The organism is Prodigiosinella confusarubida (genome assembly GCF_002847015.1).
In the GTDB taxonomy this organism is placed as follows: domain Bacteria; phylum Pseudomonadota; class Gammaproteobacteria; order Enterobacterales; family Enterobacteriaceae; genus Prodigiosinella; species Prodigiosinella aquatilis.
On sequence record NZ_CP025085.1, the window covers coordinates 2052291 to 2071640 of the forward strand.

The window sequence follows — 19350 nt, forward strand, 5'->3', positions numbered from 1 at the left end:
TGTTCTACCCACAGCGTTACTGTATGGGTGTACAGTATCTTTTGTGCAAACAAAGATCAACCCGAATTTTTTGAAAGCGCCTCGCATAATTCATATGCAATTTCAGTCAACTCTATTTTGTATTTGAAGCTACCGCCCTCCATGTGTTTAATTAATGATTCCTGTTACATAGTCGTTAAATCAAACAGGGAAGATCTTTCACTACTAAGGGTAAAGTAATGAAACAACTATGCGAAAAAAGGATTTTACAGTCGAAATGTGTTTTTGCTCCTTTGGGACACATAAGCTCTCGTTCTCAGTTTGGTGGCTACAGTATTGCCGCTGATCAGATTATTTTTGCGTTGGTCTCGGGGGGAGAGCTTTATCTTAGAGCGACGAAACACCTTGAAGACTATTTTCTGGCACTCAATGTGCCCAATCTTATCTATACCAAACGAGGCATGCCTGTCCCGCTAAGTTATTATCTGGTAGACGATAGACTTTGGGGTAATCATGAGAAATTGCTTGGGTTGGCGCGGAGATCGCTACAGGGTGCCAGACAGGATAAAACAGCCAGGAGTCAGTGCTGTCGTTTAAAAGATTTGCCTAATCTCAATCATGATCTTGAACGGCTATTATGGAAAGCGGGTATCAAGAATATTGCGGATTTACAGGAACTTGGTGCTAAATTGAGTTACCTTAAACTCCGGACAGTGAGCCAACATCTCAGCGTCAATATCTTGCTGGCTCTGGCTGGGGCTATCTGTGGAATTCATTTAGCCGCGTTGCCTCACGGTATGCGTAATGAGTTGATAGAGTGGTTTGAACATAACACTCCAAGTATTAGCCAACCGCATAAACATTAAAGGTTTATCAAGATAATTCAGCAAGATAAATACTGCTTGCTCATCTTGGGCAAGCAGTATCCTGCATTCAATGGTTCGCAAATCATCAACATCAATAGCCCTGTTAATCGTTCACATAGCTGCATTTGCCGCACCGCGAGCTGTTCTCCCACCTTTGCTCATCAGATTATCTGGTCAATGTACAATTATGCCATCGACTCAGGCAGTGGGACGGTTATTGATGCTTGATTCAAACATCTGATTCTTCAATTGCGTTAATTCGGGTAACAAGCCAATAAGCAAGCCTATCTGTTGGAGAACCAAGGGCTCTTTGCTATCTGGGTCGGGTGACAGGGATTGAATACGAGCTCCCAACACATTGAGTTCCTGTGTAACGCGCGGCTGATCGCTTGCATTGTGATGGAGAGCATCATCGACATAACAAACCGCATCATCCAGAAGCTGCAATATCTCTGGCGCTGCTATTTTTTCTCGGTGTGCGCCCAGCGTAGAGATATAACTTAACAGCGTATGATTAAGGCACATCAGACGAAATACGCCTTCCATTGTTTCGCGGGTGGCGTGGGGTTCTGCTGACATATTGGATATGACTGAAGCCAGTTCCGCATCGCAGTTATGCGCATCACGGCGCGCAATACGGTAGATAAGACCATTATCTTTACCCTGATGGTATTGCACCATAATGGCATCCAGATAACGGCAGTTTGCATCCAGCGTTTTATTAATCACTGCTGGTAATCCCCGGAAACGCCAGTCAGGCCAGATAAAATTCACCGCCATCCAGGCGACCGCACATCCCAGTAATGTATCCACCACACGTGGTACAGCGACTTCAAATCCTTCACCCAAAAGATTAAAACAGAGCAACACCAGCAGAGTGATAAACATGGTGGCATGAGCATACTGCACATTACGAAAAGCGAAAAACAATACGCCGCTGATGACGATCAACACCAGCTGTCCTTCAATTGAGGGGACGAAGTAAAGGATCGGGAGCCCGAGCAGAATTCCGCTAAGCGTGCCAATAATGCGCAGTGCAAGACGGCGACGGGTCGCATTGTAATTGGGCTGACACACGAACAGGCTGGTCAGCAATATCCAGTAACCGTGCTGTAACCCGGTTGTCTGAATAAAGATATAACCGGCGCAAAGCAGTACAGACATGCGCACGGCATGGCGAAACAGGGCAGATTTTGGTGTCAGGTGGCGGCTGATGCGTAAGCGAACATCACTCCAGCCGGTGATTTTATCATCAGACAGACTGTTTTCCTGATGATTGTTCAGTTCAATAGTCTGTTCGGATTCGATGGTGGATAACTGGGCGTCAATAGCGCGCAGATTGTTAAGAAGATAACGCAGCGCCTTGATCTGACCTGCATCGACGCCTTGCTGAGCCACCTTGTCAAGGGTTGATCCAAGATGCACGAATGCTTTTTCAATGCGGGTGTCATGCTGGTACTTCTGATGCAACAAAATAGATTGAGCCAGTTGCTGACAGGCTCGGGCCTGCATGGAAAGCAGCCGTTGGAACCGGAACAATACATCACTGTAGCGCAGCGTTTCACGCAATTGTTCATATTGCACATGTGAAGAGCTGGCTCGTTCGTGAATGTCCTGCGCTACAAAATAGTAATGCAATGTGCGGCGAGTGCCTCGTTGACCACGATCTCCCCGTAGCCGGGTAAGTAGTGATGACTTTGCCTGATTTAACGTTGAAACCAACTGACTGTTGGCCAGAGCAACGTCGATCAGTGGTTGGTTAGTATCTTCACTATCAGGATCGAACAGATTGGCTTTTGCTTCCAGATAGTAAGCCAATTGTTGATAACAACGCGCCAGATTGTCCTGCAATGGTCGGATAGGGAAAATAAGATGACCAAGCAGTGTAAGCAAGTTGTACCACAGTGCGCCAACGAGCAGCATCAGTGGTTGTTGATACCAATTATCATAAAGGGAAATGCCCAGCATGGTGTAAATGGCAATGAGCAGCGCGCCAAAGGCGATGGTGGCATAACGCTGCCCCAAGGCACCTAGCAGAATAAAAGCGCAGGTAGAGAGAGAGAGTCCGATACCGAACAACCATGGATAAGGGAAGAGCAGTTCAATTGAGACGGAAGCGATCAGAAAGCAGCTTAACGTGATCAGCAAATTCACAAGACGACCAGAAAGACGGTCATCAAGATCTGTTAGTGCAGCGGCGACAACCCCCAATGTTACTGGAATAGTCGTGGTTGACTGCCCCAGCCACCAAGGTATGGCAGCCGCACCTGCCAGCGCCAGAAAAATACGAATATTGTATAACCAACTGCTATTGTAGATATGGCGGCGCATGCCGGGTGAAATGGTGAGCAGCACGATATTCTCCTGCCCCAGGGCTATTGGTAACGTCTACGGGCGTTGGCTTCTCTGGCAGCCTGAGCTTCTTCAACTGAAACTACGCGCCGTCCAATCGGCCAGAGTGCAATAGCTGCAATCTTGAAGTTGGCAATACCTACCGGAATACCAATGATAGTCAGGCATTGCACAATGCCGCTGATGATGTGCGACAGACATAACCACCAGCCAAAAAAGATAAACCAGAAGAGGTTCAGTAGTGTCCCGCCAGCAGTGAGAAGAGGATTTTTCCTTTCAGGATATAATTCATCGATATGGATAGCTTCATTGCCGTAAGGTAGCAGGGAGAGTTTAGTGATTTCCCAGCATGACCGGGTTAGCGGTAAGGTGAAAATAAGCACGATACTGATGCCGGTTGCCAGCAACCAGGCAAGGGTGGTGAAGAATCCACCCAGCACAAAATTCAGGATATTAAGCACAGCGCGCATAGTTTCTCCATGATTCCTGTTTAACCAAACTCTATGATGAAGAACGAATTATCACATTAACAGTCAGGATATCCTAACCTGTTTTTATGGCTATAGCGTGAAGTGATATACCGGTTAAACTACAGCCATGAACGATACAATGTCTCACAAGGTATAGCGCAGAGGTTATGGAACTTAAATCAACTTCTTTAGGTAAGCATCTGGCGCAGCATCCCTATAATCGGGTGAGATTGCTTAATGCGGGTGTGAAAGTCAGCGGTGATAAGCATGAATACCTTATTCCGTTTAATCAGTTATTGGCAATTCGATGCAAAAAGGGTGTGATCTGGGGGGAACTGGAATTTGAAGTGCCTGATCATCAGGTTGTGCGCCTTCATGGTACTGAATGGCAGGAAACCCAGCGGTTTTATCGCTACGTTTTGCAGGCCTGGCAGTGCTGGAGTGACGATATGAGTCAGGTCAGCGCCGGCGTGTTGCAACAACAGGTCGATGCTATTCAAACATTGGAAACGCGTGACCGGTGGTTGACTCGTAAGGCGCTGGCGCAGTTACAGAACACAATCCGCCAGGCATTTTCTTCTTTACCTATCCCGTTGGAGCGACTGAGTGAATTTGATTCGTGTCGGGAAAACTACCTGTACTGTCAACAATGGCTGGAGAAAGGGTCGCAACAACGAGAGAGAGCCAACCAGCGTTGGGTACAACGTATGCTGGAACAGCAGAAATCCTTTTTTGACACGGTTGAAACATCGCCGTTGAATATTATGCAGTGCCAGGCTGTTGTAAATGGCGAGGAGGCGGTACTGGTGCTGGCGGGAGCCGGTAGCGGAAAAACATCGGTATTGGTAGCCCGTGCAGCTTGGTTGATGCACCGTGGCGAGGCATTACCGGAACAGATATTGTTGCTCGCATTTGGTCGACAGGCGGCGCAAGAGATGAATGAACGTATTCAAACGCGTTTGCATACTGAGGATATTCAGGCCAAAACGTTTCATGGGTTGGCATTGCATATTATCCGACAGTGCAGCCGTAATGTACCGACGATCAGTGAATTGGAGACGAACGGTGTACGTCGCCGAGAGTTTTTGATTCAGCACTGGCAGCAACAATGTGCCGAGAAAAAAGCGCAGGCTAAAGGATGGCGTCAATGGCTGACAGAAGAACTGGATTGGGAAATACCGGAAGGTGATTTCTGGCACGATCGCGTGCTGGCTGAGAGGTTGGCGGGGCGTCTGGAACGTTGGCTGGGATTAATCCGTATGCATGGCGGCACACAAAGTGACATGGTTGCACAGGCCAATGAGGAAATCAGACCTTTGTTCCAGCAGCGAATACGTTTGATGGCGCCTTTACTTAAGGCCTGGAAAAAAGCGCTGAAAGAGCAAGGTGCGGTAGATTTTTCCGGATTAATTCATCAAGCGGTAAATTTTCTGGATAAAGGCCGTTTTATCAGTCCCTGGAAGCATATTCTGGTCGATGAATTTCAGGATATTTCGCCTCAGCGGGCTCAACTGTTGTCGGCATTCCGGCGCCAGAACAGCGAAACCTGCCTGTTTGCTGTAGGGGATGATTGGCAGGCTATTTACCGTTTCAGTGGCGCTGAACTGGCATTAACCACCGCATTTGAAACGCATTTTGGTATTGGAGCACAGTGTGCCCTGGATACAACTTACCGTTTCAATCGCCGGATTGGTGAAATGGCCAACCAGTTTATTCAGCAAAATCCCGGTCAGATTAAAAAATCGCTTAACAGCCTGAGAGACGGCAACAAGAAGGCTATGACGCTGTTACCTGATGGGCAGTTTGAGGCATTGTTGGACAAAATGAGCGGTTACGTGAAAAGTGACGAACGTATTCTTGTACTGGCTCGTTACCATCATTTACGTCCTGCTGTATTGTCAAAAGCAACAACGCGTTGGCCTAATCTGTCGATAGATTTTATGACCATGCATGCCAGCAAAGGACAACAGGCTGACTACGTTATCATCGTTGGGCTGCATGAAGGTAAAGACGGGTTTCCGGCGCCAGATCGTGAGTCGGTGCTGGAAGAAGTTCTGTTGCCCAAACTCGAAAGTTTTCCACATGCGGAAGAACGACGGTTACTGTATGTAGCACTGACACGTGCCAGGCATAAGGTATGGTTGCTATATGATCGCGATAATCCGTCGTTATTCGTCGAACAGCTCCATCAGTTGGGCGTACCTTTGCAACGAAAAGCTAGTTAACGGACAGATGGGCGGCAAACAACAGATGTCGCCCATTTGCTTCAGGCCGTTATTTCAAGCGTTCTTGCAAGTAGCGTTGGTAATCGGGAATAGCTATCGTTACTTGTTTCTTGAACAGATCTGAGTTGATTAAAAAATCCGCTGTAGAACGGTTGTTGGCTACCGGAATGTTCCACACTGTCGCCAAACGAAGCAATGCTTTGACGTCTGGATCGTGCGGAACCGCGTTGAGAGGATCCCAGAAGAAAATCATCATGTCGATTTTACCCTCAGAGATCAATGCACCTACTTGTTGATCTCCACCCATCGGCCCGCTCATCATGCTTTTTACCGGCAGGCCAGTATGCAGTTGAACCAAGTGACCAGTGGTGCCAGTAGCATACAGGTGGTGTTCAGCCAGTTGGGTTTTATTGGTGCTGACCCAATCCAGCAATGCTTGTTTACAGTGATCGTGCGCAACCAGCGCAATGTGCTTATGCGCTTCGATTGTGCGGGTAGTGAACTCCATGGTGACATCCTTAAAGCAGTATAGTTTGCACAGATTACGGAAACAGGGTTTCAGTTCAAAGAGGTAAACAAAAAAAATGAGAACATCTTTCCAAAAACAGTAATTTTTACCTGTAAAATCAGCAAGCTTATTGATTATCTTTTTTCTTTATTCATATCAGGAGACGCCATCGGGTATTTATAGGTCACCGGTCGAGATCTCAACATCTTAAATCTGAATCCATGAGTAATTTCAGGATGGTTTTTCAATCCAATGCATTATTGTTATCAACACTTGGTACCCGCTAATCCGCGCCCTGGATCCGGGGTTGTAAGATACACTTAATATCTGTTGACGCTATAGCACGGAGTAAACATGAAAGATCACGATATTGAATTGGTACTCAAAACAGTTAAAACCATCGCTCTGGTCGGCGCCAGTCATAAAACAACGCGTCCAAGTTATGGTGTTATGGCTTACTTGCTTGGTCAGGGGTATCAGGTTATTCCGGTAAATCCCACACTGTCTGGTCAAGAACTGCTGGGACAACCTGTTTACGCCAGTTTGGATGAGATACCCCAGCCCGTTGATATGGTGGATGTCTTTCGTCAGTCAGAGGCAGCCTATGAGATAGCCAAAGAAGCGATTGCTATCCGTGCTAACGTGTTATGGTTGCAGATCGGGGTAATCAATGAACAAGCGGCGATCTTGGCGCAAGATGCAGGGATGACGGTAATTATGGATCGTTGCCCTAAAATCGAAATTCCGCGTCTGGGGTTAGAAAAATAACTGACAGTATTTGATGGCTGACAGGACAGTGATCAATAAGACGGTCAGATTATCAATGCAATAAATGTGGCGCCTGGCGTTTTATGGTTTCGGCCAGCTCATCCAGAGAGGGATGTTCTTCCTGTTCGGGCCCCTCGCTAATCAACTGAGCCTCCGCCAGATAGGTGTGAATAGGCCGACCAAACTCATCTTCCATCACGACATGATACCAGGGTGCCGTGCGCAATATGTCATTGGCAGCAATTTCTTCCCACGCTGGTTTTTTCAGCGAGTATTCGGGATCGATATCGATCACTACGCCGGGATATCCCAGTAGCCTATGACGAATCTGCTGTCCGATGGTAAATTTACAGTTAATCATATAACCTCCTGAGGAACGTATTACCTACCTTAAGTGGGGGATGATACGTATTTTTCAAGTCATCAGGTGTTGGGTTCTTTTCTTTACCAGGACAGCTTTTGCCAATGAGCCATTCTATTTAATAGTATGACTCATGACGTTATAAATGCGTAAACAGTGCGTTATTTTCCGATGATGTGGGGGGGCAATATGTCAACAGTAGCCGTTATCGCTTATGTTTATGGCATGGTGCAGGGGGTTGGGTTTCGTTATCACACGCAGATGCAGGCTCAGCATCTAGGTATAGCGGGTTACGCCAGGAATTGTGATGATGGCAGTGTGGAAGTTGTCGCCTGCGGTGAGCGAAAAGCGGTGGAAGAATTCATCGAATGGCTTCAGCAGGGAGGGCCCCGCCACGCACGCGTTGATAAAGTGTTAACTGAACCGCATGGCAAAGTGGATTACTCGGGTTTTAAAATTCGTTATTAAGATCAGATACATTTGACTGGTTTCGGCAATCCGGCAATTTTTGTGGCTTGCTTGGCTGGACCTTTGGGAAACAGTCGATAGAGGTAACGGCTGTTGCCTTTTTCTTCACCATATTTTTGTGCCATTGCCTTAACCAGCATACGGATGGCGGGCGAGGTATTGAACTCCTCATAGAAGGTGCGAACAAAACGCACCACTTCCCAGTGTGCATCAGTAAGCGCAATACCCTCTTGTTCTGCCAGTATTGGCGCTAACGCTTCCTCCCAGTCACCACTGTTCTTCAGATAACCTTGAGCATCAGTTTCAATCACACGGTTTTCAAACGCTAGCATACGACCTCTGCATGACATTAAGACGCGGTTAGTCTAGCAAACTTTTATTCACCCCAACATGATTGATGGAGACAAACGAAAAGCCCCACCGAAGTGGGGCCGGATATCATTTGATAATTGAGTTAGTTGCTTCGTGACATTCCCAGCAGACTCAGCAGGCTGACAAAGATGTTATAAATGGACACATACAAGCTGACTGTGGCGCGGATATAGTTTGTTTCACCACCATGAATAATGTTACTTGTTTCCCAGAGGATAGCCCCTGCGGAGAACAGAATAAACATCGCGCTGATAGCCAGATGCAATGCCGGAATATGCAAGAACAGATTGGCGATAACAGCAACCAGCAGCACGACGAAACCGGTCATCATCATCCCTGACAGGAATGACATATCTTTCCGGGTTGTCAGTACATAGGCGGAGCAACAGAAGAACACCAGTGCGGTTCCTCCCAATGCCAGCATAATAATGTCGCTGGCACCTGCCGCAATCAGCGTACTGAGCAATGGGCCTAAGGTGTATCCCATGAAACCGGTCAAGACGAAGGTGGACAAAATTCCTGCTGGGCTGTTAGCTAGTCTGTAGGTTAAAAATATCAGTCCGTAAAAACCGACCAGCATTAATAGAAAACCCGGTGCGGGGAGGTTGAAAACGGTACTGAGTGTTGCGGTGATCGCAGAAAAACCCAGTGTCAGCGACAGAAGAAAATAGGTGTTACGCAACACCGTGTGAGTGCTGAGCAGTGAGCGTTCACGTTTTGAAGATACAATAATACGTTCCATAGTAGCGGCTCTCTTGCAGGGTGTTATTGTTCAATTCTGAAAGAGTAGATAGTTGCTCTGAGTTATCAAAGCCGTTTTACCCTTCTTTACGCTGCATTCCGCTATAAATATGACCACTGTGGTGATTTTACACTCGGTTAATGCTTGATAGGCTATTTTTAAGACAATTAAATCGGTTGTGACTTTACAATATCCGGCACTCTGTTTATAGTTCGCCTCGTTGCGGAGGAGTGGCCGAGTGGTTGAAGGCACCGGTCTTGAAAACCGGCGACGCGAAAGCGTTCTAGAGTTCGAATCTCTACTCCTCCGCCAAAAAAATTCAACGGGTTAGCTCAGGCTAGCCCGTTTTCGTTTTGGGTTTTTGAGTGGGTTTGGAGTACATGCCTGAAGTGATTCAGAACCTGTAGCAGCCAGTCACCGCGGATGCGTTTTTGGTTCCGGGGCGGATTTCTTCAATGCTATTGGTGATAACCACCACTTGGGATTTTGGCGATTGGCTTACATGAGATAATGCGGATTTTCTGGCAGACTGAGAAAGATAATATTGTTCGACCAGCGAAAATAAATCACTTCAATAAAATATAAAAAAGTATCCGATGTCTCCAATGACTGAATCAACGGTTTCTAAGGTCCTTTTCATAACCTGTTTCCCAGCGGGAATTTGAGAGAAAAGGTCTAAATCGGTCGAAAGGACGGCAAAAAGGATAGCGCTCAAGGACGTGTCTCCGTATTAGTCCACGATGGTGTCATCAGAATAATAATGCAATCGGTCTGTTTAATGCGTGGATGGAGCGAGTGTTGAAAATAGGTTCCTTCTACCGATCCATGCCGGTTCGGTTAAAATATGACGGACAGATTTTTCGTGAGTAGTATCTGGTTGTCTCTGGTTTTTTGTTCCCTTTGGGTTATTCCAGACAATTGACGTGTAAAAAGAGGCTAACGAATCCCCAGGCACTGAGATAACTCAGCAAATGGGGATTGTCTATCATTACTTGATCAGCACGGTTTTAGGATAAAGAGCTGTCAAAGCTCGTCATATATCGCTTTGGCAACCACGGGATCCATCAGATATTCCCGGATTCCGTGGCGATTATTACTGGTATTACGAACACTATTATAGTTGGTGACGATAGGTGATCCATGGTACCTGGCGGCTGGGATCTCATAAAGTGCCACTACATCGCGCTCATCTCGTGCATTGAACCAGTAGGGAACGCCCGCTGGTGCTTTGCGAGGAGGGCTGTCAGAGGGAAGACGTTGTAAGACTGCTTCAATTCCAAGTGGGGAGCCGACCGTAATGAGCTTGCGTATATTGCTTCTGTCATGGCGATCCATCAATACATTGTAGGCAACGATGGTGCCAAGTGAATGAGCCACGATAATACAGGGTTCGGTCTTGGGAATGGCATCATCCACGATGCTATTCACCGTTCTACGGGCACCGGCGTTGGTCAGGTAGCACCAGACATCACGGGTGATTAGTTCGATTGAGGCCGATGCAATGCTGGGGACATGATCGAGTAGTCGTAGTGCAGCCAATACCGACCGCCAGTTCTGAATCCCTTTATCAACCAGCTCTCCAGTGGTTTCTTCCGCAATTTGTTGGTGTGAGATGCCTTGTCGTGCGGCGATCTCAAATACTAGTTCACGAATGAATTGCTCCTCTTCGCTGCCAGGCAGTGGCGCATTGACGCCTTTATCTAACAATTCATGGAACCTTTTCTGGGTAATCTCTTCAGTGTCTTTGAACAATTGCTCACCATAATAAGGGAATAGGATATCGGACGATTGCGGAGACTTGGAGCCGATTTTTTTCAGGCCAATTAACATAGCCTCAGTCCAGTCTTTTTTGAGTTTGACCGGATCCTTATGGTGCTGACTTTGATCTTGTGAACGACCGTGTATGAAGACAATTTTCATGATAACTCTCCTCCGATGAACGCTTCGATAAGAGATGTTGAGTCCTTTATCAGGAATGTTGACCATTCTGCATTTAGCCGATGTTTCCCAGCGTCAAGAACTACGGATGGAAGTGATGAGTTGTCTGTGTCGGTATCAAACAAGGACCAGCCCAGGCTCATCATGGGGCAGAAAGGTGCATAGTGACTTGATGGAGCTGATGTCGCTCCAAATGCCCCGCCCAATAACCCACAATCGAAAGGGATAGGGGACGATGGGGTAAAGTTCATCTGGTATCGCTGGAAAGACCGTAAAATGGATTTTGCATTTGCGTCATGTCCCGCCAGTACATAAGCGTAGGACGCGTAGATACCCAGCGTGGGGTCAAGATGTTTGTCAGCACGGGACACGCGAGCCATATTCTGTGCGCTGCTTTTGCCGAGAAGTCGAAGTTTTCCGCTGCTGGCGAGCGCGGCTACGATAGCCTGTCTTTGTTCAATAAGAGGCTGGTACCCCCGCCGTAAGGATTCGTAGAGAGGATTTAGCCTGGATATTCTGAATGTCAGGGTATTAATCAGTCCATCAGTTACGCCGATAGTTCCTATATACCCAGACATGATAGGTAGTACTGCCATCGTTCCGGTACGAAACATGATGATAACGGAATAAGGGGCTCTGACAGTTGCTTCTTCCAGATTAATCACACTATGTAAGGCATGGTCAATGGTCTGAATTGAGAGGGAACGTCCACTACAATCCAGTACCTGAGTCACTTCTGCGCCAGTAATATAATAGCCGGTCATAAATTGGAGCGAATGTGATGCGCGGGATGTTTTCAGATTCCGTTGTACTTCTTCATTGATTCCCACCTCATCGAGTAGGTTATCAGGAATGACACGGTTTTTATTCAGAGAACTCGTCAGTTTCACGAATGCTTCGCTACGCCTGCGTGCAGGGGAAGGTTTGAGATTTTTCAGGCCAATGATTTTGCGATATTCACCTGTATTGGCGAGATTGGCCCTTTTTGTGGGGAACTCATTATCATGAAGCCGGTTCTGTTTCTCTGAATGAAGAAACATGTCGACATCTTCATCTTGCTTGAGAAAATCAGCATTAAATTGATCCGGGATACTGACTGATACTGGAGAGTCCGCCTGTTTTGGCATTGGATAACCCAGGAAAAGAGGTTGTCTGGACGAGGTATCAATTTGGGGAAATTGATCAAAACTTGGCATATGCTGATGCGCACGGGTCGGTACCAGCTCATAGAGATAATCTTCCAGCCGCCAGGTAGGTATGACGGGCGTGGAAAATCCTGGCCACTGCTCACATACATCTGGGGGGCTTTCAATTAGCGCCTCAAGCAGGACCTGGGTAAAAAATCCGTTACCTTTGTACTCTTTCGCGGTTTGGGAGGGCTCTGTTGCATAAAATACATCTACTTTTGGTCTCCTCACCCCTTTGAACGACGTTGATAAGATGGCCGTTTTGCCAGAGACTTGTCCAAGCGGACCAAATGGATCAACCGCATTACGGCATGCATCACTGATAATGACAATATGGGGAATGCGGAGCTTTTGCGCCTGTTTGATAGTCGCGGTGATGTCAATGGCTTCATCAGGATACTGACTGACTTCGGATAACAGAACCTGTTCACTATCACCATTTTTTACGATGCCATGCCCTGAGAAATAGAGGATCATCAGATCGAGCCCACCGTCGTTGATCATCTCCTGGACGGTATTCTGAATATTGCGCGATGTCACTGACCCTTCGTCGTCAGTGATTACCTTTATTATCGGTTCGACACCAAATAAAGTCTGTTGCCTCAGCCAGTCAGCAAATTCATGGGCTCCTGCAGCTGCACCTTTAAGCTCTTCAAGCGTAAGGACGCCTGTTCGATTGACACCCACAGCAACTAATCCGACGCGACGATCTCCGGGCATATTGCTCCCTTATCATTACCCATTCTTATGTTTTTAATTATGGCACAAGGAGAGGATTTAATTGTCAGACCTAACATACTGTAATTTGGGTATGAATGAGGAAATATTTCATTATTCAGGGGGGAAAATGCAGGTATTGCTTGTGATTGATATGCAAAATGCGGTGTTCTCCACGCCTCGTTATCATCAGACCATCATTGTCGGCCGAATAAATCAGCTTATTGATGCGGCTGAACAAACCATTTTTGTTCAGCATACGGAAGACGGTATGTTGCCTGGTAGCCATGAATGGAAACTCTTGCCTGAAATTCGCCAGCCGGAAAACGCAATTTATGTCACTAAAACTGCCTGTGATGCGTTTTATCGCACTACACTGAGTGATGAACTGGCTCAACGTGGTATCACTCATCTGACAGTGTGTGGCTGCGCTACAGATTACTGTGTGGATGCCACAATTAAAAATGCGGCCAGTCGTGGTTATGCAATGACGGTTGCTGGTGATGCGCATACTACTGCCGACCGACGGGTTGTTAGTGCAGAGCAATTAATTGCTCAACATAACGATGTCTGGCGCGATTTTATTATTCCTGGGAATACTCTGTTGGTAAAAGATACCTGGCAGATTCTGGCGGAGTGGGAGGCGGAAGCACAGTAAGTTATTTTCGGCCAATTGAGTCGTGTTGCAGGTCATTTTCAATCCATTGCAGAATGACAGAGACTATGTAGCGCTGTTCTTCGTCGCTTAAAGGATGATGTTGACTAATATTGTGCCATTTGCACAGGCATCCCCGACAGCAGGTTGCCGTGGCATGTTGGGCAATAAAAACCGGATGTCCGCGCATTGGAGTTTGTTTGCCGTCGTTGTCGGGTTCAGCCGGTGCCAAGCGTTTGGCAATGAAATCTGCCGCATGTTCGGCTATAACGCTTTTACCCTTAGCGTAGCAATAAGTCGTCTCTTTAGTACCAAGATGAAAACGCTGGCGAAATGTAGAACGAGACAGGCGAAGAAAAAGGTCGTCAGTATTTTTGGGCATAATGGAGTGGCTCGGTTAATGTCATCCGCATGGTTACAGGAATTTTATTCCTGGGCAAGCCTAAATCTCTTTTTGCCGCTTATCAAATCATATCATCATAACTATTTGTTTTTTATTTATTATTGATTTTATTCTGAATGTCGAGCCGCTTCACAAATGCATGACGAAGTGGTTTTGCCGCAGCAAAAGTGGGGATAATCTGTCTCTGTAAGTGTTAACAACGAAGGGGGCTGTTATGTATAAGACCATTTTAGTGCCCATAGATCTTGAAGAAGAAGAACTGACCCAAAAAGCGCTTTCCCATGCGGTTATGCTGGCGAAAATCGCTGGTGCGACACTGCACCTTTTCCACGCGCTTCCCGATGCTTCCGCTTTTATGTCCGCTTACTCCTTTGGTATCAAGGAGTTTGAGAATGAAGCGGTAGTCAAAGCTGATGAAAAGTTACATGCCATTATTAAGACAATAGATCTGCCACCTGAACGTCTGTCTCATAGCCTCAGTTTCGGTACGCCCAGAGATGAAGTGCTGGAATTGGCTGATGAGATAGAAGCAGATCTTATTGTGGTTGGTTCACGGCGTCCCAATGTAAAAACCTATCTATTGGGTTCCAATGCGGCGGCTATCGTCCGTCATGCAAAAACTACCGTGCTGGTGGTGCGCTAATGGGGTAAATAGATGTTCAAGACGCTGTTTCGTAAAGAGATAGCGTTTTGGGCGAACTATCTCAGTTGGCTGTCTTTGCTGCCGCGCCGGTTATAGCCGCTGTTCAAACGCTGCTTTTTATCAATCAGTGCCTGGCAGTCAATACAATATCGGACGCCAGGTAGTGCCTTACGGCGTGCTTCAGGGATCGGTTGACCACATTCGTCACAGTGCTGTGCACTTTCCCCGTGGTGAAGCTGATTGCGAGCATGAGCAATAGCATCATCAACGGTAGCATCAATTTGCTCCTGAACCGCATCATCATTAGACCAGCCGCTAGCCATGCTATTTACCTCTATCTTGAGATGATTAATTTATAGCAGGTGCGGAGTGGGTGATCCAACGGTGATGATTCAGAACAGTCCGTTTGATCCGGCCTGGTCGGTATCAATACGTTTCCGGACTGGGAAAAGTTGGACGGTATTCATTGCGGGAAGAGAAGAACTATCACGCAGCACAAAACCATGGGCCGATGCACAGGCAACACCGCAGTTGGCGTCAGCATTGAAAAACGATCGGTACTTATTCTCGTTTGGGGGGAGTCGCGTTGTCAGCAGTAATAAGAGATTGTTCAACGAACTCTTGCTGCTTGTCCTGATGGAGGAAAAATGCGCCAATGGCAGAATAGGTGACGCGGCCTAGAAGAATGATAAAACTTATCATGAGTACTGTACGAGCAACACTGCTACTCCTTCGTCGATGACGGATTGATATTCGTCGTCTATGGGTAATCGTGGACATTAACCTTTTATTCTCCAGATGAAAGCGAACATTCGCTGTTATTAATTTAGGCACAAGCTTGAGGTGTGGTCAATGTATGTTGAGTAAAAGCGAGGTAGTTATGGGGAAACAGCACCGATAGATCGCACTTTGTGAACAAAATCCCGATGAAATGAGAATCACGAGGCCCGGAGATGGGCCAAGTAACTGAAGATATCAGCACCTCTGCAACGTGAAAGACGAAGGAGATATGGACTTCCTGCTGGCTGGCGTCGGGTTACCTGGTTACTGCACCGTCAGCCAGGCAGTTTTGTCAGGCTGGTTCTTCTTCGATCTGTAGTCTCCAACCATTCACGCCTTGCCAGTATTCCTGTTCCCGTTCCAGATCAAGCTGTACCAGCGTGTTCTGTGTAAAAAATCCACTGGGGAAAAACAGTTTCCAGATATTGTCACTGACTATAAGGCGCAGTGTTTTCGGCGTGGTAGTGGCTTGTCGTTGATTGTTTAACAAGGTAGCTAAACGAAGCAGCTGTACCATCGGCAGGTACTGTTTCTTTTTGAAAAGGTTGAAGCGGGGCAACTCCTCCAGTTTGATGGCTTTGCGATGCAAACGTACCATCAGCGATAGCAACAGTTGTTGTTCCTGATTAAATCCTGGCAAGTTTGTATTTTGCAGAATATAGGCTGAATGGCGATGCATGCCGCTATGGTTAATACCCAGACCAACTTCGTGCAGCATGGCGGCCCATTTAAGAATTGCTTCCAACTGTGGGTTGGCCAGCGTTGCACTTTGTCTGGCCCACTGGGCATATAGCAGATCGGTAGTTTCCCGTACTCGTCGAGCCTGCTCACGGTCGATATTGTAATGGCTGGCAAGGCTTTGAGCAGTACGGATCCGGATATCCTGATGCCGGAAACGACCTTCCATTTCATACAGGACGCCTTCGCGCAGAGCACCGTCGGAAAGACGAAGTTCCTTAATAGCGAGCGCATCAAAAATCCCGCATAGAATAGCCAAGCCGGGCACCAGTACAGTCTGACGATCTTCCATAAGTCCGGGCAAACTGAGGGATTTGAAATTTTTAAACTGCAGGATCTGAGTGCGTAACATTTCCAGCCGATCCGGCGTGATCAATCCGTCTTTTTCTCCCATAGCGATCAGAATTTCATGCGTTGCCTTGATGGTGCCAGAGGCTCCCAGCGCGTAATCCCAACCGTAAATACGGTATTCCCAGGATAATGTTTCCAGCTTTTGCGCCGCGGACAAACGGGCACGTTTAAAATTGTTTTCGCTTATCTCGCCATTCGGAAAGAATTGCCTGGCAAAACTGACACAACCCATTCGCCGGCTTTCCACCAGTATTGGCTCGAAATCTTCACCGATCACCAGCTCTGTCGAACCGCCACCAATATCGAGTACCAGCTTACGACCTTTTTCCGGCTGGGTATGCTCCACGCCCATAAAAATCAGACGGGCCTCTTCATGACCAGAAATGATTTCAATGGGATAAGGGATTATTTTAGCCGCACGATGCAGAAATTCTTGTGAGTTGGCCGCCTGACGCAGGGCGTGAGTGCCGACAATTGACACATTGGGTGCTGGAAAGCCTTGTAACCGTTCGGCAAACAAGGCCAGCGTGCTGAGACCGCGCTCGATAGACTCTTCACTCAACATGTTATTACTGTCCAGTCCGCCGACCAGATGCACGCGCTGTTTTAAACGGCTTAGTACCTGTAGCGCTCCGTTGACAACGCGGGCCACTACCATATGGAAACTATTGGAGCCGAGATCGATGGCAGCGAATTCCTGAGGTTGCTCGGTATTACTATTCATTAACGGCATGGGTCAGGCTTACTCTCCGGATTGCTCAAGCGCTTTGATATAATCATAGATGGCACTTTGGGCGCGTACTTTGCGCCGGTTACCGCGGGTAACATATTGATTGCTCATTTCTTTATCGATCACGCGGGCTTTGACTGTATCGCTGAACAGCAGCTCTAGAATCTTCAGCACGCGTTCCTTGAGTGTCTGATCAAGGATTTCTACCGCGACTTCGATACGGTAATCAATATTACGTGTCATCCAGTCAGCAGAAGAGAGAAATACCTTCTTATCGCCGCCATTGTGGAAAACATAGACGCGATCATGCTCCAAATAGCGGTCCACAATACTGATAACGCGGATATTATCGCTGATTCCGGGGAGTTCTGGAATCAAAGAACACATTCCGCGTATCAATAAATTGATTTTGACACCCGCGCTGGAAGCTGCATATAGACGGTCTACCAGTCCTTTATCCACCAGATTGTTGATTTTCAGAGTGATGCCGGACTCAATACCTGATGCCGCATTGGCTATTTCATGATCGATTAATTGATATAGCCGGGCGCGAGAATTCTGAGGTGAAACCAATAGATGGTCAAAACTGACTGGGCGATAAGGGTTTTCGATGAAGTTAAATACCCGGCGAACCTCGTTGGTAATACGCTCGTCGGCGGTCAGCAACGAATAATCGGTATATAAGCGGGCCGTTTTTTCATTAAAATTACCGGTACCAATATGGGCATAGCGCACAATATTTTCCCCTTCCCGACGGGAAATCAGAAATAACTTGGCGTGAATTTTGAGCCCCGGTACGGAGAAAATGACGTGCACACCGGCTTCAGTCAGACGCTTAGCCCAGTGGATGTTGGCTTCTTCATCGAAACGTGCCTGCAATTCTACGACCACCGTGACCTTTTTGCCGTTGTGTGCGGCATGAATCATCGAATTAATAATACGGGAGTTCTTTGCCACCCGGTAAATATTGATTTTTATGGATAACACGTTGGGGTCGAATGACGCCTGACGCAGCATTTCCAGCACATGTTCAAAGGTGTGATAAGGGTAATAAAGCAGTATGTCTTGCTCACGAATGGCATCAAATCCGTTGCGGAACTTGCTGAACCAGACATGACGCAACCGTGGTAGTGGTTTGTTAACCAGATTGGCCCGGCCAACATTTGGAAACCCGATGAAATCCTTGAAGTTATGGTAACGTCCGCCCGGGATTACCGAATCATAAGAGGATATACCCAGCTTGCCCAGCAGGCATTCCACCATCGCGTCCGGCATGTCACGCTGATAGACAAAACGTACTGGTTTGGCTGTAAGTCGCTGTTTCAAACTGGAAGACATCAGTTCCAACAGGCTGGATTCCATCTCCGTGACCAAATCGTATTCGGCATCACGCGTCATTTTCATGGAGTAGGCGTTGAGCGTGTCGTAATCGAAAAAGCCCTTGAAGATATCATTCAGACAGTAACGCAGAATGTTATCAATCAGGATCATGGTTTTTCGGCGCCGGGGAGCTTCCGGCGGTAAATCGACAAAACGAGGGACTTTATCCGATGGGATCTCCAGCAACGCATAATTGGTATGCTCGCCACGAATGATTTCAACCGCCAGATAGGTGTAATCATCTTTCAGAAACTGTACCAGATTGGTTTCGGGCAAGATCAGAATCGGCGTAATGTGCGGGCGTAGATGTTGCCTGAAATAATCCCGTAGCCACTCTTGCTGAGTGGGCGACACCTGACGTTCATTCACCAGGAAAATTTGATTGCGGGCCATCTCCAGCAGGAGTTCATTGTAAAGATTGTCAAATAGCTGGTCGGTTTTTAGTACGCGAGCCTGAATTTTCCCTAACAGGTGGCGCATCCCACTGGCTGAGCCGGTTTCTTCGCTAATCAGAATCTGGCGTTTAAGATCGGCAAAGCGAACTTTATAAAATTCATCCAGATTGTTGGAGTAAATACCAAGAAAACGCATGCGCTCAATCAAAGGATTGGTTTTATCCGCAGCTTCCTGAAGTACACGTTCATTGAAAGATAACCAACTCAACTCTTTATCTAGGCAGAGTTTGTCCTGACTCATTATTACCCCGTTAAACTATTT

19 protein-coding genes and 1 tRNA gene are annotated in these 19350 nt (G+C 47.1%); 8 read left to right on the forward strand and 12 right to left on the reverse strand.

All coding sequences use genetic code 11. From position 1 onward, the window contains the following. The first annotated feature begins 218 nt into the window (after positions 1 to 218). Positions 219 to 845 carry a TfoX/Sxy family DNA transformation protein gene (locus CWC46_RS09500; RefSeq protein ID WP_021016825.1) on the forward strand — a complete coding sequence of 209 codons (627 nt, stop codon included), beginning with the start codon at positions 219 to 221 and terminating at the stop codon, positions 843 to 845. Between the two features lie 198 nt (positions 846 to 1043). On the opposite strand, the gene yccS is transcribed toward CWC46_RS09500, so the two are convergent. Both yccS and CWC46_RS09510 read right to left on the reverse strand, forming a co-directional pair. Continuing rightward, positions 1044 to 3197: a YccS family putative transporter gene (gene yccS / locus CWC46_RS09505; RefSeq protein ID WP_037382229.1), complete on the reverse strand. Its 2154-nt coding sequence runs from the start codon at positions 3195 to 3197 to the stop codon at positions 1044 to 1046. A gap of 23 nt (positions 3198 to 3220) precedes the next feature. Continuing rightward, positions 3221 to 3667 (reverse strand): YccF domain-containing protein, encoded by a 447-nt coding sequence (locus CWC46_RS09510; RefSeq protein ID WP_021016823.1) that lies wholly within the window; start codon positions 3665 to 3667, stop codon positions 3221 to 3223. A 167-nt stretch (positions 3668 to 3834) separates the two neighbouring features. Between CWC46_RS09510 and helD the strand changes: the two genes are divergently transcribed. Beyond that, positions 3835 to 5892, forward strand: coding sequence for a DNA helicase IV (helD, locus tag CWC46_RS09515; RefSeq protein WP_021016822.1), 2058 nt, complete (start codon positions 3835 to 3837; stop codon positions 5890 to 5892). Positions 5893 to 5941: 49 nt separating this feature from the next. Here the strand turns inward: helD and CWC46_RS09520 are convergent, their stop codons facing one another. Beyond that, complete coding sequence (locus tag CWC46_RS09520) at positions 5942 to 6400, reverse strand: methylglyoxal synthase (RefSeq protein ID WP_021016821.1); 459 nt, start codon at positions 6398 to 6400, stop codon at positions 5942 to 5944. A 354-nt stretch (positions 6401 to 6754) separates the two neighbouring features. On the opposite strand from CWC46_RS09520, the gene CWC46_RS09525 reads away from it, so the two are divergent. Beyond that, complete coding sequence (locus CWC46_RS09525; RefSeq protein ID WP_021016820.1) at positions 6755 to 7168, forward strand: CoA-binding protein; 414 nt, start codon at positions 6755 to 6757, stop codon at positions 7166 to 7168. Positions 7169 to 7220: 52 nt separating this feature from the next. Here CWC46_RS09525 and hspQ read toward each other — a convergent pair whose 3' ends face one another. After that, positions 7221 to 7529 (reverse strand): heat shock protein HspQ, encoded by a 309-nt coding sequence (hspQ, locus tag CWC46_RS09530; RefSeq protein WP_021016819.1) that lies wholly within the window; start codon positions 7527 to 7529, stop codon positions 7221 to 7223. Between the two features lie 189 nt (positions 7530 to 7718). Here hspQ and yccX point away from each other — a divergent pair, with 189 nt between their 5' ends. After that, on the forward strand, positions 7719 to 7997 hold the full coding sequence (gene yccX, locus CWC46_RS09535) for an acylphosphatase (RefSeq protein ID WP_021016818.1): 279 nt from the start codon (positions 7719 to 7721) through the stop codon (positions 7995 to 7997). Between the two features lie 2 nt (positions 7998 to 7999). Here the strand turns inward: yccX and tusE are convergent, their stop codons facing one another. Together tusE and yccA are read right to left on the reverse strand one after the other, a co-directional pair. Beyond that, a complete protein-coding gene (tusE, locus tag CWC46_RS09540; RefSeq protein ID WP_021016817.1) occupies positions 8000 to 8329 on the reverse strand; it encodes a sulfurtransferase TusE in 330 nt (109 codons plus the stop codon). A 122-nt stretch (positions 8330 to 8451) separates the two neighbouring features. Further along, positions 8452 to 9111: an FtsH protease modulator YccA gene (yccA, locus tag CWC46_RS09545; protein ID WP_021016816.1), complete on the reverse strand. Its 660-nt coding sequence runs from the start codon at positions 9109 to 9111 to the stop codon at positions 8452 to 8454. A gap of 224 nt (positions 9112 to 9335) precedes the next feature. On the opposite strand from yccA, the gene CWC46_RS09550 reads away from it, so the two are divergent. Next, a tRNA-Ser gene (locus tag CWC46_RS09550) sits at positions 9336 to 9423 on the forward strand. A 711-nt stretch (positions 9424 to 10134) separates the two neighbouring features. On the opposite strand, the gene CWC46_RS09555 is transcribed toward CWC46_RS09550, so the two are convergent. Continuing rightward, positions 10135 to 11031 (reverse strand): alpha/beta fold hydrolase, encoded by an 897-nt coding sequence (locus tag CWC46_RS09555; RefSeq protein ID WP_021016815.1) that lies wholly within the window; start codon positions 11029 to 11031, stop codon positions 10135 to 10137. After that, positions 11028 to 12956, reverse strand: coding sequence for a caspase family protein (locus CWC46_RS09560; protein WP_021016814.1), 1929 nt, complete (start codon positions 12954 to 12956; stop codon positions 11028 to 11030). The genes CWC46_RS09555 and CWC46_RS09560 overlap by 4 nt, the downstream gene beginning before the upstream one ends. Positions 12957 to 13083: 127 nt before the next feature. On the opposite strand from CWC46_RS09560, the gene CWC46_RS09565 reads away from it, so the two are divergent. After that, the gene (locus CWC46_RS09565) at positions 13084 to 13611 is read left to right on the forward strand and encodes an isochorismatase family protein (protein WP_037381931.1); all 528 of its coding nucleotides are present in this window, start codon (positions 13084 to 13086) and stop codon (positions 13609 to 13611) included. A gap of 1 nt (position 13612) precedes the next feature. Here the strand turns inward: CWC46_RS09565 and CWC46_RS09570 are convergent, their stop codons facing one another. Next, the gene (locus CWC46_RS09570; protein WP_021016812.1) at positions 13613 to 13990 is read right to left on the reverse strand and encodes a DUF4186 domain-containing protein; all 378 of its coding nucleotides are present in this window, start codon (positions 13988 to 13990) and stop codon (positions 13613 to 13615) included. A gap of 235 nt (positions 13991 to 14225) precedes the next feature. Between CWC46_RS09570 and CWC46_RS09575 the strand changes: the two genes are divergently transcribed. Then, on the forward strand, positions 14226 to 14654 hold the full coding sequence (locus CWC46_RS09575) for a universal stress protein (protein ID WP_021016811.1): 429 nt from the start codon (positions 14226 to 14228) through the stop codon (positions 14652 to 14654). Positions 14655 to 14710: 56 nt separating this feature from the next. Here CWC46_RS09575 and CWC46_RS09580 read toward each other — a convergent pair whose 3' ends face one another. Continuing rightward, on the reverse strand, positions 14711 to 14977 hold the full coding sequence (locus CWC46_RS09580) for a DksA/TraR family C4-type zinc finger protein (protein ID WP_021016810.1): 267 nt from the start codon (positions 14975 to 14977) through the stop codon (positions 14711 to 14713). 46 nt (positions 14978 to 15023) lie between these two features. Between CWC46_RS09580 and CWC46_RS23630 the strand changes: the two genes are divergently transcribed. Then, entirely contained in the window at positions 15024 to 15335 is a 312-nt protein-coding gene (locus CWC46_RS23630; protein ID WP_037381927.1) for a hypothetical protein, read from the forward strand. 391 nt (positions 15336 to 15726) lie between these two features. On the opposite strand, the gene ppx is transcribed toward CWC46_RS23630, so the two are convergent. Together ppx and ppk1 are read right to left on the reverse strand one after the other, a co-directional pair. Further along, on the reverse strand, positions 15727 to 17256 hold the full coding sequence (gene ppx / locus CWC46_RS09590; protein WP_021016808.1) for an exopolyphosphatase: 1530 nt from the start codon (positions 17254 to 17256) through the stop codon (positions 15727 to 15729). Between the two features lie 9 nt (positions 17257 to 17265). Beyond that, positions 17266 to 19329 (reverse strand): polyphosphate kinase 1, encoded by a 2064-nt coding sequence (gene ppk1 / locus CWC46_RS09595; protein WP_021016807.1) that lies wholly within the window; start codon positions 19327 to 19329, stop codon positions 17266 to 17268. Positions 19330 to 19350 lie beyond the last annotated feature (21 nt).